General features: G+C 69.4%; 21 protein-coding genes. 4 read left to right on the top strand and 17 right to left on the bottom strand.

Going from position 1 to position 22,917, the window contains the following annotated elements; genetic code table 11:
• The first annotated feature begins 185 nt into the window (after nt 1–185).
• A complete protein-coding gene (locus tag ACWD04_RS29075; RefSeq protein ID WP_451136714.1) occupies nt 186–1,073 on the top strand; it encodes a chitosanase in 888 nt (295 codons plus the stop codon).
• A gap of 54 nt (nt 1,074–1,127) precedes the next feature.
• Here the strand turns inward: ACWD04_RS29075 and ACWD04_RS29070 are convergent, their stop codons facing one another.
• The 3 genes from ACWD04_RS29070 to ACWD04_RS29060 all read right to left on the bottom strand — a co-directional run bounded on the left by ACWD04_RS29070 (nt 1,128) and on the right by ACWD04_RS29060 (nt 3,363).
• The gene (locus tag ACWD04_RS29070) at nt 1,128–1,382 is read right to left on the bottom strand and encodes a WhiB family transcriptional regulator (RefSeq protein ID WP_451136708.1); all 255 of its coding nucleotides are present in this window, start codon (nt 1,380–1,382) and stop codon (nt 1,128–1,130) included.
• A gap of 90 nt (nt 1,383–1,472) precedes the next feature.
• On the bottom strand, nt 1,473–2,264 hold the full coding sequence (locus ACWD04_RS29065; RefSeq protein ID WP_451136707.1) for a VOC family protein: 792 nt from the start codon (nt 2,262–2,264) through the stop codon (nt 1,473–1,475).
• 109 nt (nt 2,265–2,373) lie between these two features.
• The gene (locus tag ACWD04_RS29060) at nt 2,374–3,363 is read right to left on the bottom strand and encodes a multicopper oxidase domain-containing protein (protein WP_451136706.1); all 990 of its coding nucleotides are present in this window, start codon (nt 3,361–3,363) and stop codon (nt 2,374–2,376) included.
• Between the two features lie 232 nt (nt 3,364–3,595).
• On the opposite strand from ACWD04_RS29060, the gene ACWD04_RS29055 reads away from it, so the two are divergent.
• Both ACWD04_RS29055 and ACWD04_RS29050 read left to right on the top strand, forming a co-directional pair.
• A complete protein-coding gene (locus ACWD04_RS29055; RefSeq protein WP_451136705.1) occupies nt 3,596–6,094 on the top strand; it encodes a ThuA domain-containing protein in 2,499 nt (832 codons plus the stop codon).
• On the top strand, nt 6,091–8,331 hold the full coding sequence (locus ACWD04_RS29050) for an OmpL47-type beta-barrel domain-containing protein (RefSeq protein WP_451136704.1): 2,241 nt from the start codon (nt 6,091–6,093) through the stop codon (nt 8,329–8,331). Before ACWD04_RS29055 ends, ACWD04_RS29050 begins: the two co-directional genes overlap by 4 nt.
• 13 nt (nt 8,332–8,344) lie before the next feature.
• Here the strand turns inward: ACWD04_RS29050 and ACWD04_RS29045 are convergent, their stop codons facing one another.
• Both ACWD04_RS29045 and ligD read right to left on the bottom strand, forming a co-directional pair.
• Nucleotides 8,345–9,424 (bottom strand): ABC transporter permease, encoded by a 1,080-nt coding sequence (locus tag ACWD04_RS29045; RefSeq protein ID WP_451136703.1) that lies wholly within the window; start codon nt 9,422–9,424, stop codon nt 8,345–8,347.
• Nucleotides 9,421–10,431 carry a non-homologous end-joining DNA ligase gene (gene ligD, locus ACWD04_RS29040; RefSeq protein ID WP_451136713.1) on the bottom strand — a complete coding sequence of 337 codons (1,011 nt, stop codon included), beginning with the start codon at nt 10,429–10,431 and terminating at the stop codon, nt 9,421–9,423. The genes ACWD04_RS29045 and ligD overlap by 4 nt, the downstream gene beginning before the upstream one ends.
• A 95-nt stretch (nt 10,432–10,526) precedes the next feature.
• Between ligD and ACWD04_RS29035 the strand changes: the two genes are divergently transcribed.
• Entirely contained in the window at nt 10,527–11,588 is a 1,062-nt protein-coding gene (locus tag ACWD04_RS29035) for an ATP-dependent DNA ligase (protein WP_451136702.1), read from the top strand.
• Nucleotides 11,589–11,592: 4 nt separating this feature from the next.
• Here the strand turns inward: ACWD04_RS29035 and ACWD04_RS29030 are convergent, their stop codons facing one another.
• The 12 genes from ACWD04_RS29030 to ACWD04_RS28975 are packed head-to-tail and all read right to left on the bottom strand — an operon-like array spanning nt 11,593 to nt 22,915.
• Nucleotides 11,593–12,816: a lytic murein transglycosylase gene (locus ACWD04_RS29030; RefSeq protein ID WP_451136701.1), complete on the bottom strand. Its 1,224-nt coding sequence runs from the start codon at nt 12,814–12,816 to the stop codon at nt 11,593–11,595.
• A 19-nt stretch (nt 12,817–12,835) separates the two neighbouring features.
• Complete coding sequence (locus ACWD04_RS29025) at nt 12,836–13,570, bottom strand: hypothetical protein (protein WP_451136700.1); 735 nt, start codon at nt 13,568–13,570, stop codon at nt 12,836–12,838.
• Between the two features lie 38 nt (nt 13,571–13,608).
• Complete coding sequence (locus tag ACWD04_RS29020; RefSeq protein ID WP_451136699.1) at nt 13,609–14,139, bottom strand: nuclear transport factor 2 family protein; 531 nt, start codon at nt 14,137–14,139, stop codon at nt 13,609–13,611.
• Nucleotides 14,140–14,152: 13 nt separating this feature from the next.
• A complete protein-coding gene (locus ACWD04_RS29015; RefSeq protein WP_451136698.1) occupies nt 14,153–14,740 on the bottom strand; it encodes a hypothetical protein in 588 nt (195 codons plus the stop codon).
• The gene (locus ACWD04_RS29010; protein ID WP_451136697.1) at nt 14,737–15,258 is read right to left on the bottom strand and encodes a hypothetical protein; all 522 of its coding nucleotides are present in this window, start codon (nt 15,256–15,258) and stop codon (nt 14,737–14,739) included. The genes ACWD04_RS29015 and ACWD04_RS29010 overlap by 4 nt, the downstream gene beginning before the upstream one ends.
• Entirely contained in the window at nt 15,255–16,490 is a 1,236-nt protein-coding gene (locus ACWD04_RS29005; RefSeq protein WP_451136696.1) for an MCE family protein, read from the bottom strand. The genes ACWD04_RS29010 and ACWD04_RS29005 overlap by 4 nt, the downstream gene beginning before the upstream one ends.
• Complete coding sequence (locus ACWD04_RS29000; RefSeq protein ID WP_451136695.1) at nt 16,490–17,632, bottom strand: MCE family protein; 1,143 nt, start codon at nt 17,630–17,632, stop codon at nt 16,490–16,492. The genes ACWD04_RS29005 and ACWD04_RS29000 overlap by 1 nt, the downstream gene beginning before the upstream one ends.
• Nucleotides 17,629–18,756, bottom strand: coding sequence for an MCE family protein (locus tag ACWD04_RS28995; protein ID WP_451136694.1), 1,128 nt, complete (start codon nt 18,754–18,756; stop codon nt 17,629–17,631). Before ACWD04_RS28995 ends, ACWD04_RS29000 begins: the two co-directional genes overlap by 4 nt.
• Before the next feature lies 1 nt (nt 18,757).
• On the bottom strand, nt 18,758–19,774 hold the full coding sequence (locus ACWD04_RS28990; RefSeq protein ID WP_451136693.1) for an MCE family protein: 1,017 nt from the start codon (nt 19,772–19,774) through the stop codon (nt 18,758–18,760).
• Nucleotides 19,771–20,802 (bottom strand): MCE family protein, encoded by a 1,032-nt coding sequence (locus ACWD04_RS28985; protein ID WP_451136692.1) that lies wholly within the window; start codon nt 20,800–20,802, stop codon nt 19,771–19,773. Before ACWD04_RS28985 ends, ACWD04_RS28990 begins: the two co-directional genes overlap by 4 nt.
• Nucleotides 20,799–22,112, bottom strand: a complete 1,314-nt coding sequence (locus ACWD04_RS28980; protein ID WP_451136691.1) for an MCE family protein — start codon at nt 22,110–22,112, stop codon at nt 20,799–20,801. The genes ACWD04_RS28985 and ACWD04_RS28980 overlap by 4 nt, the downstream gene beginning before the upstream one ends.
• Nucleotides 22,112–22,915, bottom strand: a complete 804-nt coding sequence (locus ACWD04_RS28975) for an MlaE family ABC transporter permease (protein WP_031094766.1) — start codon at nt 22,913–22,915, stop codon at nt 22,112–22,114. Before ACWD04_RS28975 ends, ACWD04_RS28980 begins: the two co-directional genes overlap by 1 nt.
• Between the last annotated feature and the right edge of the window lie 2 nt (nt 22,916–22,917).

The raw sequence follows: 22,917 nt of genomic DNA, 5'->3' as shown, positions 1-22,917 counted from the left end.
GTCACCTCGGCACTCCGCAACTGGCCGGGCTGGGGGGGGGCGCGGGGCCGGGGGGCGCGGCGGGGGGGGGTATTGTGTTGATCGCCGAAACCCCCCCCCCCCCCGGCGCCCCCCGCCACGCTGCGTTCACCACCTTCAGGCTGCCCCCACGGCTTCACAGAACGTACTCTGTGCCCGTGAAACCTGTGACGCGTCTTGTTCTTTTCGGTGCACCGATCGCCGTCGTCGCTTCGATCCTGTTCAGTGGAGGCGACTCGGAGCCGCCCACGATCATCCGGCAGGCGGACGCCGGGAAGTCCGGTACGGCGAAACCGGAAGCCATTGAACTGGCCGACGAGCACGCCGAGTACATCGACGCGCTGCCGCCCGGCCTCGCCTCTCCGGCCATGAAGGAGGCCGCGGCCAGGCTGGTGGCCAGCGCGGAGGCGTCCACCGTGGACTGGCGCAGCCAGTACGGAGCGATTGAGGACGTCGGCGACGGTACCGGCTACACCGCCGGCATAGTCGGCTTCTGTTCCGGTACGAACGACATGCTGCAGCTGGTGGAGGCGTACACCGGGAAGCATCCGGACAATCCGCTCGCCCCGTTCCTCCCCGCTCTGCGCACGGTGGACGGCACCGACTCGCACGAGGGCCTGGATCCCGGCTTCACCGACGCCTGGCACCAGGCCGCGCAGGACCCGGCGTTCCGGGAGGCGCAGGACGCGACACGCGACACGCTGTACTTCGAGCCCGCGGTCCGGCTGGCGAAGATGGACGGCCTCGGCACCCTGGGGCAGTTCATCTACTACGACGCGATGGTGCTGCACGGACCCGGTATCGAGTCGAACGGCTTCTACGGCATCCGCGACGCCGCGATGGCAACGGCGGACACGGCCGCCGAGGGCGGCGACGAGAAGGCCTATCTGAACGCCTTCCTCGACGAGGGCCGGTCGGCGATCCGAGCCCGAAAGGTGCAGCGCGACACGTCCCGGATCGACACCGCGCAGCGGGTGTTCCTGCGCGAGGACAATCTCGAGCTGAAGAAGCCACTCGTATGGCAGGTGTACGGCGAGACGTTCCGGATCGCCTGACGGAACAGCCGGCAGGCTCAGCCGACGGGAACGGGCCTCGTCCGGCGCGGCCGGTCAGCCATGGTCGGTCCGTCCTCCTCTGCGCACTCGCTCCCGCTCCTTCTCGGAGAGCCCGCCCCAGACACCGAAGCGCTCGTCGTTGGCGAGTGCGTACTCCAGGCAGGCGACCCGGCCTTCGCAGGCGTTGCAGAGCTGCTTGGCCTCCCGGGTGGAGCTGCCCGGCGCCGGGAAGAAGAACTCGGGGCCGGCCTGCGCGCACAGCGCGGTCTCGTGCCAGGCGAGCTCGTCGGTCATGGTGTTGATCGGCATGGGTCACACGGTGCCCGGTCGCGATAAACAGGTGATCAACGATGGTTCAACGCCCGGGCCGAGGACCTGATGGCCCGGACCTGGTCCGTCCTACTCCCTCGGAGCGGGCTTGATCACGGCGAACGCCGCACCCGCGGGATCGGTGAACGTGGCGATCCGGCCGACCTCCGGCACGTCCGTGGCGCCCATGGTCACCCGTCCGCCCAGCCGTTCCGCACCGGCGACCGCCGCGTCGGTGTCGTCCACGGCGACGTACGGCAGCCAGTGCGGACCCGCCTCGGCCTGGCTCGGCACCGCGTCGAGGGGCACGATCCCTCCGAAGGAGGAGTCGGCGTCCTTGCTCCCGGCGGGGCGGACCATCGTGTAGGAACCACCGGGATACACCATGCCCTCGGTCTGCCACCCGAAGACGGTGTGGAAGAACGCGGCCGCCGCGGGGACGTCCGGTGTGTACAGCTCGGCCCAGATCAGCGCGCCCGGTTCCATGATCATACCGAGGCCGGTGTTCGTCCCGGGCTGCCAGACGCCGAAGTACGCGCCGGTGCTGTCGGTGAAGCCGCCCATGCGCCCGTAGTCGAGGACGTCCATAGGAGGGAACGCCGCAGTGCCTCCGGCCTGCTCGACCGTACGCGCGGTGGCGTCCGCGTCGGGGGTCTGGAAGTAGACCGACCACGCGGGCCGTCCCTGGTCCTCCGGCACTGTCATGACCCCTGCGACGGTCCTGCCCCGCAGCTGGTACATCCCGTAACCACCGGTCTCGGGGCCGCCGGGCACCAGCTCCCAGCCGAAGAGACCGCTGTAGAACGTGGTGGCCGCCTCGATGTCGGGGGTGCCGAGGTCGATCCAGTTGGGGGCGCCGGTAACGAAAGCTGGGTCGAGCATGGTGTGCTCCTTCAGCGAGTCCCGTTGGCTCGCTCGTCTGGTCGGACACGGAGATGCCGCATGTCTCCGAGTCTTGCACCAGGCACCGGCACCCGCAGTCCGCGCCGTCTCAGTGTGCGTGCTCCTCCGCCTCTCCGGCCGCGTGGTGCGGCGGGTCGTACCCAGGGACCGTGCCGTCCGCCTTGGCGACGAGCAGCAGACCGGCCATCCCCATGTCGGAGTGGCTCTGGACGTGACAGTGGTACATCCAGGCGCCGGCCCCCACGTGTTCGCCCGCGATGATCTGGAAGCCGAAGGAGTCGGCGGGGCCGCAGATCTTCGTGTCGATTACGCGGCTCGGGTCGTCAGGCCCGGTGAGCAGCCCCGTCCTGTTGTCCGCCCAGCGGTGCCCGTGGATGTGGAACGTGTGGTAGTACTCACCGTGCGTGATCATGACGACCTCGACCCGGTCGCCCACCGTGGCCTCGAAGTTCGGGCTCTCGTGAGCCGCCTTGTTGTTGATGGTCATGTCGTTGAAGACGACGGTGATCGTCTTGTCCGGCAGGACGTCCCCCTTGCGCCGGACGACGAGCGGACCGTACAGGCCCTTACGGATGCCGCCCGTACCGTGGTCCGTGCCGACGACATGGTCGTGGTAGTGCCAGTAACCGGCGCTGCCCGCCTGCCAGGTGCCGTCCTTGCGGCGGCCCGGGACATGGGTCCGCCAGGTGTACGTGCGGGTCCCGCCGGGCTCGACGTGACTGCGGTTCATCCGGGTGCCGTCACTCGCGATGTCGTAGTCCACGCCGTGGACATGGAGGCTGGCGTCGACGTCCGTGGTGTTCTCGAATTCGATGTGCAGCGTGTCGCCCTCGGTGATCTCGATGAGCGGCCCGGGGACCGACGCCTTGCCCTTCTCGAAGCCGTAGCCGAGCTGACCGTCCGCCAGCTTCTCCGCGTACAGCTTGAGATGCCGGACAACCCCGCCCGCCGGGGCCGTCTTCGCCGGGTTCTCCGCGGAAGTGGCCTGCACCGCACCGAGTGACATCGATGTCACGCCGGTGGCCGCCGCCACTCCGCCGCCCACCAGCATCCGGCGGTTGAAGGTCCTTCGGTCCATGTCGGACTCCCCACTGCGAGACGGAAACTGACGCGTTGCCCCCCTGGACGGCCCACACGGTAGCCGGGGGCCGTTGGTTTATCCACACTCAGGACAAAGTTCGTTCGATTGCTGCCATACCTATTGGCGAATGGCGAAAAGAGGTCTAGCTTCGTGCGCTGTCGCAGTGACTACAGAGGTGCGCTGCGAGAGATAGTGACCGGAGAAGTGACCAAGAGGGGTGGGTGACCACATGCAGCGCACACCACATCACAGGTCCAGATCGCGCCGCGGTATCGCGTCGGCCGTGGCGGCAGGCGCCCTGACAGCGTCCCTGCTCGGCGGTAACGCGGCCACCGCCAGCCCGTATCCGGATCCGGGGCTGAAGGAGCGGATGGCGACAACGTTGTCCCTGCCTACGCCCCCTGGTGGGGCCAACGTCAAGGTTCTGGTGTTCCACGCCTCGGCCCGCGAGGAGCCGCCGACCGTCGACGCGGGCATCGCGGCCATCGAGAAGATCGGCCTCAGTGGTCCTGAGGCCGGGCGCTTCAAGACCGTCGCCACCGACGACGCAGCGGTCTTCACCAACGGCAAAAAACTCGGCACCTTCAACGCGGTCGTGTTCCTGACCGGCGGCGGCGATGTGCTCGATCCTGAGCAGGAAGCAGGCCTGGAGGCGTACATGGAGGCCGGCGGCGGCTTCCTCGGCATCCATGACGCGGCGCGCACCGAACCGTACTCCGACTGGTTCACCGGTCTGGTCGGCGCCCGTCCGGCGGCGGACAGCCCGACGGGCGTCCAGCGCGCCACCGTGGAGATCGGCGACCGGCAGCACCCCGCGACGAAGAACCTCCCACTGGAGTGGAAGCGCCCGGACAAGTGGCTGAACTGGAAGGACAACCCGTCCGGCGACGTACACACCGTGGCCCGCGTCCGGGAACTCACCTACACTCCGGGCAAGAGCGCCAACGGCTGGGACCATCCGGTCTCCTGGTGCCATGACTACGACGGCGGCCGGTCCTTCTACACCGCCATGGGCGGTACGGCCAACAGCTACGCCGAGACCGACTTCCGCGACCACCTGCGCGGCGCGCTGGCCTGGACGAGCCGTCTCTCGCAGGCCGACTGCAAGGCCACCATCGATTCCCACTACACGGCCGAGCGGGTCACCCAGCCCAATCAGCCCGGGCAGAACGACCAGATCGGCGAGCCGCACGGTCTGGTGACCGCGAAGGACGGGCGGGTCTTCTACATCGGGCGCGGGGGCGCGGACAGCAGCGTGCCGGTGGTCACCGACTGGAGCGACCCGAACATCGGCAAGGGCGAGGGCGAGATTCATGTGTACGACCCCTCGACCAAGAAGGTCACTCTCGCCGGCAAGCTGAGCGTCTTCGGCAACAAGGGCGGCGGCGACGAGCTGGTCAAGGTGGAGGAGGGCCTGCTCGGGATCGAGCTGGACCCGGACTTCGCCACCAACGGCTGGGTGTATCTGCACTACACCCCGCACGCGAAGATCGACCGCGACAAGCGGATGGCGGTACGCCAGGTCTCACGCTTCACCTTCGACCACGCCACGAACAAGCTGGACCTGGCGTCCGAGAAGGTGCTGCTGCACTGGCCGGTCCAGATCCACAGCTGCTGCCACGCCGGCGGTGGCATGGCCTGGGACTCGAAGGGCAACCTCTACATCGCCACGGGGGACAACAACTCCTCGGGCTTCAGCGACGGTTACTCGGGCAACAACCCCCAGCCGAACTACAAGGGCGTCTCGTTCGCAGACGCCCGCCGCACCGCGGGCAACACCAACAACCTCAACGGCAAGATCCTGCGGATCCACCCCGAGGACGACGGCACCTACACGCTGCCCCAGGGCAATCTCTTCACCGGTGAGGAGCCGGACGAGGGCGGCGGCAAGACCCGCGGTGAGATCTATGTGATGGGTGTGCGCAACCCGGCCCGAATCTCCGTCGACACGTCGACCGACACGCTGTACGCGGGCTGGGTCGGCCCCGACGCGGGCGCTCCGAGCACGACCTGGGGACCTGCCAAGTACGACACGTTCTCGGCGATCACCGAGGCCGGCAACCACGGCTGGCCGTACTGCATGGGCAACAAGCAGCCCTACCGGGACCGCAACCTGCCCGACCCCACCAAGCCGTTGGGCTGGTACGACTGCGACGCGCCGAAGAACGAGTCGCCGAACAACGACGGCCTGGTCAAACTGCCGCCGGTGACCGGCAACACCATCTGGTACTCCCCCCAGGGCGGCGGCGTGGACTACCCGCGCGATGCGAACGGCATCCCGAGCTACAAGGTGGAGGAGCAGAAGGAGCTCCTGCCCTGGCTCAAGGGCGGCGGCCAGGCCACCATGAACGGTCCGGTCTACCGCTACGACGCGGCGAGCACGAGCGAGGCCAAGTGGCCGGCCTACTGGGACGGGAAGTGGTTCGTCGGGGACTTCTACGACGACACCCAGCCGCGTCACGCCGTGCTGACCGACCCGAAGACGGTCGGCAAGGGTGGCCTGCCCACGCACGCCGAGTCACTGAAGAAGATCATTCCGGTCGGCGCGGACGGTATCCGCAACCTCATGGACTGGAAGTTCGCCCCGGACGGCTCGCTCTACGTCCTGGATTACGGGCGTGGCTTCTTCACCTCCGACCCCAAGTCCGCGTTGTGGCGCGTGACGTACAAGGGCGGCGGCCCGACCCCGGCCGCCGCAGACCTGGCCAGGAAGGCGGCAGCGCAGTGAGACACCCTTCGCTCCTCGCGCGACGGCGGTACGGGCCGGCCCGATGGTGGCTCGCCCTGCTCGGTTCGTTCCTCATGGTCCTCGGGCTGGCGTCGACGGCCGCGTACGGCCGCGACGACGACCGGGCGGCGGCCGCGGCCGACCAGGTCCTCACCTGGACCGCCGGTGACCCCATCGACCGCTATCTGACGGCTCCCACGACGGCGGTGGCCGGCGCCGCGACCCTCGTCTTCGAGAACAGCGCCGCCACGGGCAACACGACGGGCATGCCGCACACGCTGACGTTCAGCGTGTCGGACCCGGAGTACAACAGCGACGTCCGGGTGAACATCCTGGCCAATCCCAGCGACAGCGCGGGCGGCAAGCACAGCGTCGAGGTCACCCTCACGCCCGGCACGTACTTCTACCACTGCACGATTCCCGGCCACGGCGCGATGCAGGGCGTCCTCACGGTGACCGAGGACGGTGGCGGCGGCGAGGACACCGCCGCTCCCGAGACCTCGGCGACGGTGGACGGCGACAAGAACGCCGACGGCGCGTACATCGGTCAGGCCACGGTCACCGTGGCGGCGACCGACGCGGGATCGGGCGTCGACACCGTCGAATACGCGCTCGGTGCCGACGGCGCCTGGCAGCCGTACACCGCCCCCCTGGTGGTGAACGAGGTCGGGACGCACACCGTCCGCTACCGCGCCACCGACAAGTCCGGCAACGCGGCGGAGGAGAAGGCGGTCGACTTCGCGGTCGCCGCGCCGCCGACGGACGACGAGACCCCGCCGGAGACCTCCGCGACCGTATCGGGCGAGAGGGACGACGCGGGTGGCTACCTGGGCATGGCCACGGTCACCGTGACCGCGTCCGACACCGGGTCCGGAGTCAACACCATCGAGTACGCGACCGGGGCGGACGGCACCTGGCAGCCGTACACCGCACCCGTGATGGTCCACGAGGTGGGGACGCACACCGTCCGCTACCGCGCCACCGACAAGTCCGGCAACGCGGCAGCCGAGAAGTCCGTCGACTTCACCGTCGTCGAACCGCCCTCGCAGGATCAGACCCCGCCGGAGACCTCCGTGGTGGTGACGGGCGACAAGAATTCGGACGGCGCGTTCATCACCAGCGCCAAGGCCACGGTCACCGCGACCGATGCGGACTCGGGCGTCGCCAAGGTCGAGTACTCCCTCGACGGCGGGCCGTACCTCGCGTACACCACGCCGGTGATCGTCGACCGCGTCGGCTACCACGCCTTCGCCCACCGGGCGACGGACAAGGCCGGCAACACCTCCGAGGCGAAGCAGATCTCCTTCACCGTCGCGCAGAGCGGCGGCGTCCCGGCGCCCAACTGCCCCGAGTTCGACGAACGGCTCACCGTCATCGTCGGCACGGTGGACTCCGGTGTCCCCAACCGGCTCACCGGTAACCGCTGCACGATCAACGAACTCATCGAGGACGAGAAGGACTGGTCCTCGCACGCGCTGTTCCTCAAGCACGTCGACAAGGTCCTGGACAAGCTGCTCACCGACGGGGTCGTCGACGCCCGGGAGCACAAGAAGATCTACCGGGCGGCCAAGCAGTCCGGGATCGGCAAGCCGGGCCAGGACGAGGGCTACCGTAAGCTGTTCGACGGCACCGCCGAGTCCCTCGCCAAGTGGCAGCACGTCGGCGGCGGACGGTTCGGGCTGAACGAGGAGGAAGGCTCGATCACCAGCTCCACCACCGTGGACGGCATGGGAATGCTGTGGTTCCCTGCCCGGCAGTACGGGGACTTCTCGCTGAAGCTCCAGTGGCGGGACGACGCCCCCGCAGCGGGTAACGCCAACGGCGGAGTGTTCGTCCGCTTCCCGGACGTCAACGACCACCCGGAGGAGTCCCGTCCGGAGTGGGTCGCCATCAAGTACGGCCATGAGATCCAGGTCAACGACCGGCCCGACGGCGACATGTACAAGACCGGGTCCGTCTACGGATTCGACCGGGTCGGTCTCGGTGGCGCCGGGGTCACGCCCAAGGGCACCTGGAACGACTACGAGATCCGGGTGGTGGACCAGCACTACTCGGTCTACCGCAACGGTGTCCTGATCAACGAGTTCGACAACAACGGCGGTCAGCTCTTCGAGCCGCCGCGGGGCGACGACCCGGGTACCGACGGCCGGCGCTACGCCTCCGGCTACGTCGGGCTCCAGGTCCACGGCACCACGGACGTGATCTCGTACCGCGACATCCGCATCCAGGAGTTGTAGGAGCGGGACACACTCAGGAGGCCGTGGCCGCATGCTCAGGCATGCGGCCACGGCCTCCCGGGTGCCGGTGGCGCCACACCCAGAAGACCGTGCACGAGACCAGCGACCAGGCCGCCAGCACCAGGAACGGGAAGGCGTACTGGTGGCCCTGGTAGTAGACCGCCGTGTGCTGGGCGTTGACCGAGGCGCCCGGCGGCAGCCAGCGTCCGATCTCTCCGAGCGCCGAGGGCAGCAGCGGCCAGGACACCGCGCCCCCGGACGACGGATTGCCCAGCAGCACCATGAGCCCCCAGGTGGGGAGCATCGCCCAGCGCCCCATGATGGTGTTGAACATGGTGAAGACCATGCCTGACGTGAACATCGTGAACGCCAGGATCAGCCAGGACTCCACGAACGGCAGATCCAGCGCGCCGAGCAGCCAGTCCACCACCGCGGCGATCGCGAAGCCGCCGAGCAGGGCGTAGGCGAGGGTGAAGACGATCCGCTCGAGCGGGTTGAGCGCCCGGGCGTGCACGCTGAGCTGGATGGCTCCGACGAAGCCGATGATGACGGCGGCCAGCGAGATGTAGAAGAGCGCGAGCCCGCGCGGGTCCCCCTCCTGCAGCGGCTTGACGTCCGTGATCGTCACGGGGACCCCGGTGGCCTTTGCGACCTTCGCGCCGGTCTGGGCGAGCAGCTGGGCGACCGTGGCGCCGGCGGCCCCCGCGATGTCCATGGCCACCCCACGCTCCCCCGGCCGCACCGTCACGAAGGCCCTCTGCTCCTCCATGGCCTGACGCGCCCCGGCCCGGGTGGCGTACGGACGCAGCTGGAGGGAGGCGTCGAGGGCTTTCTCCATCCCCGCGATGAACTTCTTCCCGCCCTGGGCCTGGACATCACCGACCACCGCGGCGGGGATCCGGCGCGGCGTGGGATCGGCCATCGCGTACGTGTACGAGCCGGCGAAGAGTCCGGCCGCGGCGGCGAGGATGAAGAGCAGCACGAACGCGGGGACGTACGGCGACTGTTTGTACGACGCCCATTTCTCGGCCCGGGTCAGGGGTCTGCCGTGCGCACCGTGTGCGGGGTGCTCCGTCCCGTCCTCGGCAGTCACGCGTCGTCGCCGGTGTCGCGTCGGGCGCGGCTGGGCTGTACCCGTTTCGGCTCGCCCGGCATCTTCGGGTACTCCGGCGGATAGGGCAGGTCGCCGAGCTTGTGCTCGTGTTCGTCACGCCTCGCCAGTTCCAGCACCTGGTCGAGCCGGAAGGCGTGGTCGTCCATGTCGGCGTGCAGGTCGCCCACCTCGGCGTAGCGCACGGGCATGGTCCGGAGGTCGAAGTCGCGCGGCTCGGCGTCGTCGATCTCCTCCCAGCGGAGCGGGGCGGAGACCGGGGCGTGGGGGAAGGGGCGCACGGAGTAGGCGGAGGCGATCGTCCGGTCGCGGGCCGTCTGGTTGTAGTCGACGAAGATCCGCTCGCCGCGTTCCTCCTTCCACCAGGCCGTGGTCACCCGGTCCGGCATCCTGCGCTCCAGTTCCCGCCCCACCGCGATGGCCGCGCGCCTGACCTGGGTGAAGGTCCACTTCGGGACGAGGGGGACGAAGACATGGATGCCGCGCCCACCGGAAGTCTTGGGCCAGCCGCGCAGTCCCTGCTCGTCCAGGACCAAGCGCAGTTCATGGGCCGCCCGCACCGCGTCGGCGTAATCGGTGCCGGGCTGCGGGTCGAGGTCGATGCGCAGCTCGTCCGGGTGGTCGGTGTCCCCCCTGCGCACCGGCCAGGGGTGAAAGGTCAAGGTGCCGAGGTTGACCGCCCAGAGGACGGCCCCCAGTTCCGTGGGGCACATCTCGTCGGCGTGCCGGCCGCTGGGAAATTCGATCCGGGCGGTGGGGGTCCAGTCGGGGAGATTCTTCGGCGCGCGCTTCTGGTAGAAGAAGTCGCCCTCGACGCCGTCGACGAAGCGCTGCAGAGTGGTGGGCCGCTCGCGCAGGGCGCGGAGGATCCCGGGCCCCACGGCCTGGAAGTAGTCGGCCACATCGTTCTTGGTGTAGCCCTTCTCAGGGAAGTACACCTTGTCCGGGTTGGACAGCCGTACGGCTCGTCCGTCCGCGTCCAGTTCCACCGCTGTTCCTGCTCCCATGTCGGACACCGTAGGCCGGACCCACAAATGCCGCATATCGGAAGACGTGCTCCGCGCGGTGCGAGAGAATCGGGGCCATGGACCTGCCGGTGATGCCTCCCGTGAAACCGATGCTCGCCAAGTCCGTCTCGACGATTCCCCTCGGTATGCAGTACGAGGCGAAGTGGGACGGATTCCGGGCGATCGTGCACCGGGACAGCGACGAGGTGGTGATCGGCAGCCGGACGGGGAAGGCCCTCACCCGTTATTTCCCGGAGGTGGTCACCGCCGTGCGCGAGAATCTGCCGACGCGCTGTGTGATCGACGGCGAGATCGTCCTGCCGCACGAGGGACGGCTGGACTTCGACCGGTTGAGCGAGCGCATCCATCCGGCCGATTCGCGGGTGCGGATGCTGGCCGAGCAGACACCGGCGAGTCTCGTCGCCTTCGACATCCTCGCCCTGGACGACACGTCTCTGCTCGCCACGGCGCAGACCGAACGGCGGACGGTCCTGGAGGGGGCCCTGGCGGACGCCTCCGCACCCGTCCATCTCGCCCCTTCCACCACGGACCCGGCCCTCGCGCAGGACTGGTTCGAGCGGTACGAGGGGGCGGGGCTCGACGGAGTGGTCGCCAAACCGCTCGATCTGCCGTACCGGCCGGACACGCGGGCCATGTACAAGATCAAGCATGAACGGACCGCCGACTGTGTGGTGGCCGGTTACCGCTTCCACAAGAGCGGTCCGGTGGTCGGCTCGCTGCTCCTCGGTCTCCACGACGCGGAGGGCGCCCTCCAGCATGTGGGGGTGTGCGCGGCCTTCACGATGAAACGGCGCGCCGAGCTCCTGGAGGAGCTGGACCCGTTGCGCATCGATCCCGCCGGTCACCCGTGGGCCTCCTGGGCGGACGCGGCGTCCCACGAGGTGTCACGGCTGCCGGGCGCACCGAGCCGCTGGTCGGGCAAGAAGGATCTGTCCTGGGTGGCACTCTCGCCGGAGCGGGTCTGCGAGGTGGCGTACGACCACATGGAGGGCGACCGCTTCCGCCACACCACCCAGTTCCGGCGGTGGCGACCGGACCGCACTCCCTCCGGCTGCACCTATGCGCAGCTGGAGGAAGTGGTGCGGTACGACCTGTCCGAGGTGCTCGACGCCCGCTGAGCCGTCAGACGGTGGGAGTGGCACAGGGTTCGCTGGACGGTGTGCCGGCGGGGGCGGTCTCCACGGAGGGCGTGGGGCAGCCCGGGTCGGAGGTGGTCGGGTCCGGGTCGGGTGATGTGGTCGGGGCGGGTGTCGTGGTCGGGTCCGGCGTGGTGGTCGGGTCCGGCGTCGTCGGATCGGTGGGACCGCCGTCGGTGGGGCCGGGCCCCGGGTCCGTGGGGCTCGGGGATCCGCTCGGGCCGGGGCTGCCGGGGTCCGTGGGCCTGGGCGTGGCGGTGGGTGAGGCGGGCGGGCGCGGTGTGCCACTCGGCTGCGGGCCGACGACGATGCCGCCACCGCCCTTGCCGGGGTCACTCGGGCTGCCGGGGCCTCCGACCGGGGCTTTCGGTGCATGGGGGCTGCCCGCACCCGGGCTGGCCGGGATCACGCCCTCGCCGTCGGCGACCGGGTGGGCGCCCTTGCGGTAGAACTCCAGCCAGGACAGGACCGTACGCAGGTAGGTGTCCGAGCGGTTGTAGCTGAGGACCGCCCGGTCGAGGTCGCCCCGCACGGACAGGTCACGCGTCCCGGCGCAGAGGTAGTGGCCTGCGGCGAGAGCCGCGTCGACGATGTTGTTCGGGTCCCTGCGTCCGTCGCCGTTGCCGTCCTTCCCCCAGTGCGCCCAGGTGGAGGGGATGAACTGCATCGGGCCGACCGCCCGGTCGTAGCGGGTGTCGCCGTCGTACGCCCCGCCGTCGGTGTCCGGGATGTCGGCGAATCCGGCGCCGTTGAGGACGGGGCCCAGGATCGGCGTGAGCGTGGTGCCCGTGGAGTCCACCCGCCCCCCTCCCGCGTGGCCGGACTCCACCTTGCCGATGGCCGCGAGTAACTGCCAGGGGAGCCGGCAGCCGGGGTCGCTGCGGCCGAGGGCGCTCTGCGCGTCGCGGTAGGCGGCCAGGACGGTGGCGGGGATGCCGGCCTCGGCCCAGGGCTGCTCGACGGCCTCGCCGGACTTCTTCCCGGTGCTCTTCGGCGGCTCCGGTGACTTCAGGGGCGGCAGCTCGGTGTGGTAGCTGTCGTCGTTCGGCACCTCGGTCCAGACGACGTCGTCCGATGCCACGTTCTTCATGTCGTCGGCGGCACGGCCGCCCGCGAGTCCGGGGGCCTGGGACGCGGTGAGCGCCGCCATGGCCGCCACCGCGGTGGCTGTGCCGGTGAGTCCGCGACGCATGCTTCCGTTGAACCTCATGTGTCCTCCCTCTTCCGGGTCATCGCGTGAACGTGTCGATGGCCGCGATCCGCCAGGTGTCACCGCGGCGAACGGCGTCCACGGCGAACATGGCAGCCGCGTACGTCGTCTCCTCCTCCTTGCCGGTGCGGGTGTTGCTCTGGTCGGCGAAGATCAGCAGCCGGGCCCGGTCGCCGTCGAGCACCTCGACGGCGCTCTGGGTGACGGTCGTGGTGAGGACGAGCTTCTGCTTCGGCGCCTGTGCGCGTACCTCGGCGAGCATGTCCTTGTGCTGCTGGACCGCCTTGCCGGTCACATGGTTCTTCGCGGCCAGATCGGATTTCTCGGGCGCGGCGTAGTTGTAGGAGAAGACCGCGCCGACGGCTTCGGTGATCTGTCCCTTGACCTCGCTGGTCCGGCTGATGTCGGTGAGGGCCGCGTTCCGCCGGCTCGGGTCGTCGCGCAGCGTCCCGGCCGAGGTGAACGACCAGGCGGCGAAGGCGCCGAGGAGCAGCGTCGCGGCGCAGAGGAGTGCGGGCAGCCGGATGCGAAGACGGGGCAGCCGCCTGCGTGGAGGGCGCGGAGGGCCCTCCACCTGAGCGCCGGTCGCGTCCTCCGGTACCTCAGGGGGCGCGGCCGGCTGGGCGGAATCGATCGCCTCGGCTGTTGTCCCGGGAGCCGGTTCCGGGGCCTCGGCCGTGCGCGGCGGTGCGGTCGTCGCGGCGACGGTGGCGAGTCTGCGGCGGCGGTTGACGAGGTGTCGGGTCGTCGACATGTCGGTGGTCCTCTCGAATGCGGGGCGGTCAGGCGGGGTCAGCCGGCGGTGTTACCGACGGGCGCCTGGCCGAGGGCGCTGAGCTTCCACCCCTCGGAGGTGCGGGTGAGCTGCCCCAGCATCCGGCTCTCCTTGACCGCGGGCTTGCCCTCGGGGGCGGTCACGGTGACCCGCAGCGCCACCATCACGCCGGCCTTCCCCGCCCGGTCGTCCAGCTCCGTCACCGCTCCGGCCAGGATCTTGGCGGTGCTGACTGTCCTGGCCGCCTCGATCTGCTTGACGAACGCGTCCCGGCCGTCGACGAGTTGCTTGTGCAGATCACCCGTGGTGGAGTCCTCCCAGCGGTCGAGCCCATCGGCGAGCCGGCCGTGGTCGAGCGTGTTCATGTTCTGCACGGCCTGCTCCCCCGCCGCGAGGGCGTCGTCGCGGGCCTGTGCGTAGGCCGCCGAATCGTCGTGCGCGGCGTCGTAGTGGGACCAGCCTCCCCAGCCCGCGGCGACGACGGCCGCGACCGTCAGCGCGACCGCCGCAGATACCAGCGGATCGGTTGTCATGGGTACCCGTGCCATGTGGTGCTCTCCCCTACCTGGAGGTGATGTCGACGATCCGCCAGTGCCCGCCCCGCAGTTCCGCGGTGACGGACAACTGGGCAGCCGCCGTGGTGGCGGCCTTCCCCTCGCGCTCGTAGACCTGGTCGAGGAAGACCAGGAGGTGGGCGCTGCTCCCGGTGAGACGGGTGACCCCGGCGCGTACGACCTGGCTGGTGAGCGTCAGCTTCTGGTCCGCGGCCTGCTTCTCGACCTGGCCGAACAGGGCCGCGTACTGCTGGAGCGCCCGGCCTGCGAGCAACTGCCTCGCCGACTCCTTGGTGACGGCGGTGGCCTGCGGGCTGTACGAGAAGACCTTGCCCAGCGCGCTGCTCACATCGCCGACGACGCGGTTGGTCGCGGCGGAGTCCGTCAATGCGCGGTCGGAGGTCGCCGGGGTGTCGCGCAACTGCTGTCCCTGGACGAACAGGGCGCCGCCCGCTCCCAGCAGGACGACGGCCAGCAACACGACGGCGGTGCGAGGCCACCGTCGGCGGACGGGAGGAACGTCCGGCCCGGAATCCTCATCCGCTACGGGATCGAGGTCCGTCGGCATCGTCGCTGTTCCCGTGCTCTGCTTCATGAGCCGCTCCCGACCGGTAGCGCGTCCAGTGCCTTGACCTTCCAGCCGTCCCCGGTCCGGGCGAGTGTCGCCTCGAAGCGTTTGCGCTCCGTACCGCCCTTGCCGGTGCGCGGAGTGACCTGGACGTCGACGGTCGCGATGAGCGCTGCTGTGCCGGCCCTGTCGTCGAGCGCGGTGAGCGCCGCGTCGGTGACCTTGCCGCGTGCGGTGACGCCGGACTCGGTGAGCTCGCCCGCGTCCTTCTTCCGGGTACTCTCCAGCCGGTCGTGCAGCGGTCCGGTCGAGGCGGTGAGCCAGGCGGTGAGACCGGACTCCACGCTCGCGGCGTTCTCGCCGTCCATACTGGTCAGCCGGGTGAGCTGCCGCTTGCCGTCCGTGAGGGCGGCGTCGCGGCTCTTCGCGTACGCCAGTGTGTCGTCACCCCGCGCCTGGGCGTACGACCAGGCGCCGAGCGCACAGACCAGTACGGCGGCGAGCAGTGCGGCCCGGCCGAGCCCCGGCCTCGTACGGTCGCTCATGAGCCGCCTCCCAGGCCGAGCAGCCCGGCCATGCCACCGGCCCGGGGCGCGGAGGTGTCACCGGTGGTGCCGGTCGCGTCCGGGAGGAGGCCCGATCCGGGGGTGAACGGTTCCGGCACGGGGCCGCCCTTCGGGGCGTTCGCGCTGCCGCGGACGTTGATGCCGCTGCTGGGCGCGGAGGCGCAGCGCGCCTTGGTGTTGGCGGCGGGGGCCGGCGAGAGGTCGGTGCCGGGGCGGTAGGTGGTGGAGCCGTATCCGGCGGTGCACGGCAGCGGCTCGAAGAAGGTGACCGACATTCCGAACCTGGCCCCGTCCTGGTCGATGGCGCTCGCGCCGGCCGCCGCGACCGCGGGTACCCTCACCAGCAGTTCCTCCAGTCCGCGCTGCCGTGTGACGGCGACCTCGGAGGTGGTGAGGAGGTTGGCGACGACCACTCCGAAGGCGGGGTCCAGGTCGCGCAGCAGTCCGCTGATCTGTTCGGTGGCGTCGGGCGCCGCGGCGATGAGCCGGCGCAGGTCGGTGTCGGATCCCTTGAGTTCGGCGGCGAGTTCCTCGGCTCCGGAGGCGAAGCCCTTGAGGGCTTCGCCCTGTTCGTTCTGGGTGCGCAGCACGGTTTCGCCGTCAGCCATCAGCTTCGTGGTGGTCGGCAGGGCTTCGTCGGCGGCCTCGACGAACTCGCTGCCGGTGTCCAGCAGGACCTGGAGGTCGTCACCACGGCCGTTGAACGCGGCGCCGAATTCGTCGACGACCGTGCGCAGGGCTTCTGTGTCGACGGAGGCCGTCAGGTCGTTGACGCTGGTGAGGACGTTGGTAACGGGTGCGGGGATGGTGGTGTCGGCCTGGTCGATGACCGAGCCGTTCTCCAGGAAGGGGCCGTCCGCGCGGGTGGGCCGGAGGTCGATGTACTGCTCGCCGACCGCGGAGAGGCTGGCGACGACGGCCTGGAGGCTGTCGGGGATGCGTGGCGCGTCGTTCTCGACGCGCAGTTCGGCCTCGACTCCGTCGTCGGTGAGCTCGATCGGGCCGACCCGGCCCACGGACACACCTCGGTAGCTGACGTTGGAGTGGGTGAACAGACCGCCTGTCTGCGGCAGTTGCACCGTGACGGTGTAGTAGTCGCGCAGCCCGACGTAGTGGCCGAGGTCGGCGTACCGCACCCCCAGGAAGCCGAGGACGAGTACGGCGATGACGAGGAAGGCGATGTTCTTCAGCCGGATGGCAAGGGTGATCATCAGCGGGTGCCCTCCGTTTCCGACGTGACGACCGAGGGGAGCGGCAGGGGAAGTGCCGCCCCCGAGTTCTGCTGGGCGCCTGATGCCGTGGGCGGTGTGAGTGCGGGGATGATCTGGGTGCCGGGCAGGGCCGTCACGTTCAGATAGACGTTGAGGTAGTCGCCCTTCACCCCGCGGAGCACCTCGTCGGTGAACGGGTAGGTGAGCAGGACCTGGAGGGAGTCCGGCAGATCGTTGCCGGCATCGGCGAGCGCGGCGAGCGTGGGTGCGAGGGCCTTGAGATCGGCGATCATGTCGGTCTTGCTCTTGTTGATCGTGTCGACGGCGACGGTGGAGAGCGTGTCGAGCGAACGCAACATGGTGAGGAGCGAGCCGCGCTGATTCTCCAGGACCTTCAGGCCGGGGCTGAGCCCGGTGAGGACCGTACCGACGTCCTGTTTGCGAGTGGCGAGGGTGGCGGCGAGCCGGTTGACGCCGTCCAGTGCCTGGGTGATGTCCTCTTTGTGGGTGTCCAGGTTCGTGACGAGTGTGTCGACGCGCTTCAGCATCGAGCGGATCTGCGGTTCCTGACCGGCGAGTGCCTTGTTGAGCTCGGTGGTGATGGTCTTGAGCTGGCTGATCCCGCCCCCGTTGAGGAGCATCGACAGGGCGCCGAAGACCTCTTCGACCTCCGGGTTGCGGTTGGTGCGGCCGAGCGGGATCCGGTCGCCGTCCGCGAGGGCACCGTGGGCGGTGCCGGTGCTCGGGGGCGAGAGCTGGACGAACTTCTCGCCGAGGAGGCTGGACTGTTCGAGGTGGGCGTATGCGTTGGCGGGCAGGTCGATCTTCCCGTTGACGCGCATGGTGACCTCGGCGGTCCAGCTGCCCGGGGTGAGAGCGATCTCGGTGACCCTGCCGACGGCGACGTCGTTGACCTTGACGGACGACTGCGGGGCGAGGCTGAGGACGTCCCCGAACTCGGCGGTGATCTCGTAGGGGTGGTCGCCCAGGTCCGCTCCGCCGGGCAGCGGTACCTGGTCGATGCCTACGAGCGAAGGCAGGCCGACGGTCGTGGCGACGAGGGCGAAACCGACGCCGGCGGCGACCAGGGCGCCGAGGCCCGTGACCGTGCGGGTGCCGGGTCTGCGCAGGGCGGGCCTCATGGGGTCGCCTCCTGGTTCTTCCGCGTCCCGGACTTCTCCGGGGTGCCGTATACGGTGCCGATGGCGGGCAGCGGCAGCGTGGGAAGTGCCTCCTGCCGGGTGGCGTCCACGGGCGCCAGCCCCTCGAGGCCGGTGGCGCCGGTCTCGGGTTCGGTGAGCGGCCCGCCCATCGACAGCTCGTTGAGGTTGGTGCGCCCGTTGAGGGTGCGGTTCGCCGGGTCGTAGGCGTTGAGTACGTTGCCCGCCGCGAGGGGCAGTGTGTCGAGGGACTCGGCGAGCGAGGCGCGCTGGTCGACCAGGGTCTGGGTGAGCGGCACCAGCAGGTCCACGTTCTCCTTGAGGGCTCCGCGGTTCTTCTGGATGAAGCCCTTGACCTGGCCGAGCGCCTTGCCCAGTTCCTTCAGGGCGGCGCTGAGGTTCTCCTTGTCATCGGCGAGGAAGCCGGTGACGGAGTTCAGCTGCTGCTCGGCGGCCCGCACGTCGCCGTCGTTGTCCTTCAGCATCGTGGTGAAGGTCTGCAGGTAGGACAGCGTGTCGAAGAGGTTGCCGCTGCTCTTGTCGAGGGTCTTCGTCGCCTTGCCGAACTGTTCGATGGAGTCCCCGATGGCCTTTCCGTTGCCGTCGAGGTTCTTCGCTCCGGTCTCGAGGAGTTCCGAGAGCGCCCCGTCCGTGTTGGCCCCGTCCGGGCCGAGGGCCGTGGAGAGCTCGGTGATCGACTCGTACAGCTGGTCGACCTCGATGGGGGTGGCGTTGTCCGCAGCAGGGAGTACGGCGCGATCCTCGAGCCGCGCTCCCCCGGTGTAGGCCGGCGCGAGCTGCACATACCGGTCGGCCACCAGGCTGGGGGCCACGACGACGGCGTGTGCCTCCTCAGGCACCCTGACGCCCTTGTCGAGCTCGAGGGTGACCCTGACCTCCTCTCCGCGTGGTTCCACGGACTGGACGGTCCCGACCTTCACGCCGAGGATCCGCAGATCCGATCCGGCGTACACGCCTGTGGCCCGGTCGAAGTACGCGGTGACGGTGGTCTTCCCCTGGTCGTCCGTCGCCATCACCCCCGAGGTGGCGACGACCGCCACGACGGCGAGTCCGGCGCCGATGCCGATGACGCGTATGCGTCTCATGTCAGCGCCCTCCCTGCTTCGGTGACATGCAGTCGTCCTCCGGGGGCGTGCCGGCGGGCAGGTAGCTCTTCGGGACGACACCGCAGACGTAGTTGTCGAACCAGCGTCCGTTGCCGAGGGTGTTGCCCACGAGGCGGTTGTAGGAGCCGGCCAGGGAGAGCACCTTGTCGAGGCTCTTGCGGTTCTTCACCAGGACCGCGGTGACCCGGCCGAGCGATTCCAGGGTGGGCCCCAGTTGCTTGTTGTTGTCCGTGACGAGCCCGGTGAGCTGGGTCCCGAGGTTCCGGGTGCCGGTGAGCAGCAGGTGGATGGAGTCGCGGCGCGCCTGGATCTCGCCGAGGAGCAGATTGCCGTCCTCCAGGAGGGTCTCGAAGCTGCTCTTCTTGTTGGCGAGTGTCCTGGTGAGCTGCTTGCTGCCCTTGAGGAGGGTGGCGAGCTGGGCGTCCCGTTCGGACACCGTCTTCGACAGCGCGGACAGCCCGTTCGCCGCACTGCGTACGTCGGGCGGCGAGTCCGCGAAGGTCTCGGAGATCGTCTCGAAGCTCTGGGCGAGCTGGGCCGTGTCGATCTCGTCGATCGTCTCGCCGAGTCCGTTGAACGCCTGGGTGACGTCGTACGGCGAGGTGGTACGGCCCGCCGTGATGCGGGAGTCCGGATCCTGGGGAGCGTTGCCGAGCGGGTCGACGGCGAGGTACTTCTCGCCCAGAAGGGTCTTGATGGCGATGCCGACGGTGGAGGAATCGCCGATCCAGGCGTCCTTGACCTGGAAGTCCACCTTCACCTTGGCGCCGTCGAGGGTCACGGCCGTGACCTCGCCGACCTTGACACCGGCGATCCGTACCTCGTCGCCTTCGTCGAGGCCGGCCGACTCCGTGAAGTCGGCGCTGTAGGCGGTGCCGCCGCCGATGAAGGGCAGTGCGTCGGCGCGGTAGGCGGCGAGGCCGAGGAGGGTCAGCATGAGAAGTCCGACGATGCTGACGGTGACGGGGTTTCGTTCCCGTACGGGCTTGATCCTCATGCCTGGCACCTCGGTTGGCCGATGGTGATGCCGGTGGGAGGCGCGCTGCCGTCCTCGGTCGTCACACCGCTGACCGCTGCTTCGCAGAGGTAGAGGTTGAGCCATGACCCGTAGGAGGTGAGGCGGGTGATCGCCTCCATCTTGGCCGGGGTCTTCTGCAGGAAGCTCTCGATCGTGGGGGCGTTCTTGTCCAGCTGGCCGGTGAGACGTCCGAGCTGGGCGATGTCGTCCTTGAGCGGCTTGCGCCCGTCCTGGAGGAGATCCGCGGTGACGGTGGTGAGCGCGCCCATCGCCGTGACCGCCTCACCGAGCGGTTTGCGGTCGCCCGAGAAGCCCGTGACGAGCTTCTGCAGGGTGACGACCAGGTCGTCGAATCCCGCCTCCCGGTCGTTGACGGTCTTCAGGACCGTGTTGAGGTTCTTGATCACCTCGCCGATCACCTTGTCCTTGGCCGCGACGGTTCCGGTCAGCGATCCGACGTGCGAGAGGATGCTGTCGACGGTTCCTCCCTCGCCCTGGAGGACCTGGACGATCGATCCGGCGAGCTGGTTGACGTCCGGGGGCGACAGCCCCTCGAAGAGCGGCTGGAAGCCGTTGAAGAGCTGGGTGAGGTCCAGCGCGGGTGTGGTGCGCGAGAGCGGGATGGTCGCTCCCGGCTCGAAGCTCGCGCCGACGGGCCCGGCGCCCTGGTCGAGGTCGACGTAACGCTGGCCGACCATGTTGAGGTACTTGATCGAGGCGGTCACCGAGGCGGGCAGCTCGCGGCCCTTGCGGACGGCGAGGCCCACCTCGGCCAGCCGCCTGTCGGCGACCTCGATGGACTCGACCTGGCCGACCTTGACGCCGGCGATCCGGACGCTGTCGCCGACGACGAGTCCGGTCGCGTCGGTGAACCTCGCCTTGTACGACGCGGTGTCTCCGACGCCCGTGTTGGCGATGGACAGCCCCAGCACGGTGGTGGCCAGGGCTGTCACCACGACGAAGACGATCGACTTCACGAGGGGTCCCGCGAGGGAGCGGCGCTTCACCTGAGCTTCACCTCCGCACCGCGGAAGGCCGGACCGATGAGCACGCTGCTCCAGTCGGGCAGGGTCTGCGGCTGGACTCTCAGGGAGGAGGCGACCAGCTCGTTGACGAGCCGGCTCTCCTCGGGAGAGTTGGGCATCCCGAGGGCGGTACCGGCGCCATCGGATTCCTGGACCTCGGCTCCGGGGGTGTCCGTGCCGACGTCGCTGTCCGTGGCGGAGGCGGTCCGTGCGTCGGCGGTCGGTACCGACCTGCCGGTGTACGGCACCGAATAGCAGTGCGGGCCCCCGGTCGCGCCGTAGGCGGGGGTGTCCCTGCCGGCCACGTACGTGCCCTTCGACTCCACGGGCCTGAGCGTGACGTGCAGGCCCGGCTGATCGGTGCCCTTGCCGAGCGCCTTGTCCATGGCGGGCACGAAGCCCGCCATCGTACGCAGGGTGCATGGGAAGGCGTCCGAGTACTCCGCGAGGAGTTCCAGCGTCGGCCGGCCTGAGGCGGAGAGACGGATGAGGTTGTCCTTGTTCTTACGCAGGAAGGAGGTGACGTCCTGGGCGGAGGCGGTGGTGGAGCCGTACAGATCGGCGAGTTCCGCCTGCTGTTCGGCGATGGTGCCGCTGGTGGTGGTGAAGTCGGTGAGCGCGTCCAGGACGTCGGGAGCCGCGTCCGCGTAGAGATGGCTCACCTTGACGAGTTCCTTGATGTCCTCGTTGAGCGTGGGGAGGTGTGGGTTGAACTCCTTGAGGTGGGTGTCGAGGGTGACCAGCGTGTCGCCGAGCTTGTCGCCGCGCCCTTCGAGCGCCTGCGACACGGCGCTGAGGGTGGCGGCGAGCTTCTCCGGCTTGACTGCGGTCAGCATCGGCAGGACGTTGTCGAGGACCTCCTCCAGCTCGATGGCGTTGCTGGAGCGGTCCTGCGGAATCACGGCGCCGGCCTGGAGAGCCTGCGCGGAGGGGACGGACGGCGGTACGAGAGCGACGAACCGCTCGCCGAAGAGGGTGGTGGGCAGCATCTGGGCGGAGACGTCGGCAGGTATCTGCCCGAGCCGGTCGGGCTGGATGGCGAGGGTCAGGCGCGCCCCGTCCCCGTCCGCCTCGATGTCGCGCACCTCTCCGATCACGACACCGCGCAGCTTGACCTCGGCGTTGTCGTGCATCTCGTTGCCGACGCTCCCGGTGCGTACGGTCACGGTGGCGTCGTTCGTGAAGTCCTTCTCGTACACGGAGACCGACAGCCATACGAGCACGGCGGGCACGAGCACGAAGGCCACACCGGCGAGTCTGCGGCGCACCGTCTGCGCCGTGGAGGAGTGCATCAGCCCGCCACCTTCACCGTTGTCGTCGCGCCCCAGATGGCGAGTGAGAGGAAGAAGTCGGTGACGCTGATGAGCACGATGGCATTGCGAACCGACCGGCCCACCGCCACACCCACGCCGGCAGGGCCGCCGGTGGCGTGGAAGCCGTAGTAACAGTGGGCGAGGATCACCAGCACGCTGAAGATCAGCACCTTGAGCACCGACAGGAGCACGTCGTCCGGGGAGAGGAAGAGATTGAAGTAGTGGTCGTAGGTGCCCGCCGACTGGCCGTTGAACAGCACGGTGATGTAGCGGGACGCGAGGTAGGAGGAGAGCAGCCCGATCGCGTACAGCGGGATGATGGCGACGACGCCGGCGATGATCCGCGTGGTGACGAGGTAGGGCATGGAGCGCACGCCCATCGCCTCGAGGGCGTCGACCTCCTCGTTGATCCGCATCGCGCCGAGCTGGGCGGTGAAGCCTGCGCCGACGGTCGCGGAGAGAGCGAGCCCGGCGACGAGCGGGGCGATCTCCCGGGTGTTGAAGTACGCGGAGATGAAGCCGGTGAAAGCGGAGGTGCCGATCTGGTCCAGGGCGGCGTACCCCTGGAGGCCGACGACCGAGCCGGTGGCGAGTGTCATCGCGATCATCACACCGATGGTTCCGCCGATGACCCCGAGGCCACCGCTGCCGAAGGCGACCTCGGCGAGCAGCCGCTGCACCTCCTTGAGGTAGCGGCGCAGGGTACGGGGGATCCAGATGAGCGCCCTCACGTAGAAGGTGAGTTGCTCACCGGAGCGGTCGAGCCAGCCGAGCATGGACATCG

This window comes from Streptomyces sp. NPDC002911 (genome assembly GCF_053591835.1).
This window is presented reverse-complemented; position numbering and strand designations above follow the sequence as displayed.

Bases quoted from the DNA above. Each gene is read 5' to 3' on its own strand.
- ACWD04_RS29070 (WP_451136708.1), bottom strand. From the start codon at position 1,382: ATGCCGATCAACACCATGACCGACGAGCTCGCCTGGCACGAGACCGCG.
- ACWD04_RS29065 (WP_451136707.1), bottom strand. From the start codon at position 2,264: ATGCTCGACCCAGCTTTCGTTACCGGCGCCCCCAACTGGATCGACCTC.
- ACWD04_RS29060 (WP_451136706.1), bottom strand. From the start codon at position 3,363: ATGGACCGAAGGACCTTCAACCGCCGGATGCTGGTGGGCGGCGGAGTG.
- ACWD04_RS29055 (WP_451136705.1), top strand. From the start codon at position 3,596: ATGCAGCGCACACCACATCACAGGTCCAGATCGCGCCGCGGTATCGCG.
- ACWD04_RS29035 (WP_451136702.1), top strand. From the start codon at position 10,527: ATGGACCTGCCGGTGATGCCTCCCGTGAAACCGATGCTCGCCAAGTCC.
- ACWD04_RS29030 (WP_451136701.1), bottom strand. From the start codon at position 12,816: ATGAGGTTCAACGGAAGCATGCGTCGCGGACTCACCGGCACAGCCACC.
- ACWD04_RS29025 (WP_451136700.1), bottom strand. From the start codon at position 13,570: ATGTCGACGACCCGACACCTCGTCAACCGCCGCCGCAGACTCGCCACC.
- ACWD04_RS29020 (WP_451136699.1), bottom strand. From the start codon at position 14,139: ATGGCACGGGTACCCATGACAACCGATCCGCTGGTATCTGCGGCGGTC.
- ACWD04_RS29015 (WP_451136698.1), bottom strand. From the start codon at position 14,740: ATGAAGCAGAGCACGGGAACAGCGACGATGCCGACGGACCTCGATCCC.
- ACWD04_RS29010 (WP_451136697.1), bottom strand. From the start codon at position 15,258: ATGAGCGACCGTACGAGGCCGGGGCTCGGCCGGGCCGCACTGCTCGCC.
- ACWD04_RS29005 (WP_451136696.1), bottom strand. From the start codon at position 16,490: ATGATCACCCTTGCCATCCGGCTGAAGAACATCGCCTTCCTCGTCATC.
- ACWD04_RS29000 (WP_451136695.1), bottom strand. From the start codon at position 17,632: ATGAGGCCCGCCCTGCGCAGACCCGGCACCCGCACGGTCACGGGCCTC.
- ACWD04_RS28995 (WP_451136694.1), bottom strand. From the start codon at position 18,756: ATGAGACGCATACGCGTCATCGGCATCGGCGCCGGACTCGCCGTCGTG.
- ACWD04_RS28990 (WP_451136693.1), bottom strand. From the start codon at position 19,774: ATGAGGATCAAGCCCGTACGGGAACGAAACCCCGTCACCGTCAGCATC.
- ACWD04_RS28980 (WP_451136691.1), bottom strand. From the start codon at position 22,112: ATGCACTCCTCCACGGCGCAGACGGTGCGCCGCAGACTCGCCGGTGTG.
- ACWD04_RS28975 (WP_031094766.1), bottom strand. From the start codon at position 22,915: ATGTCCATGCTCGGCTGGCTCGACCGCTCCGGTGAGCAACTCACCTTC.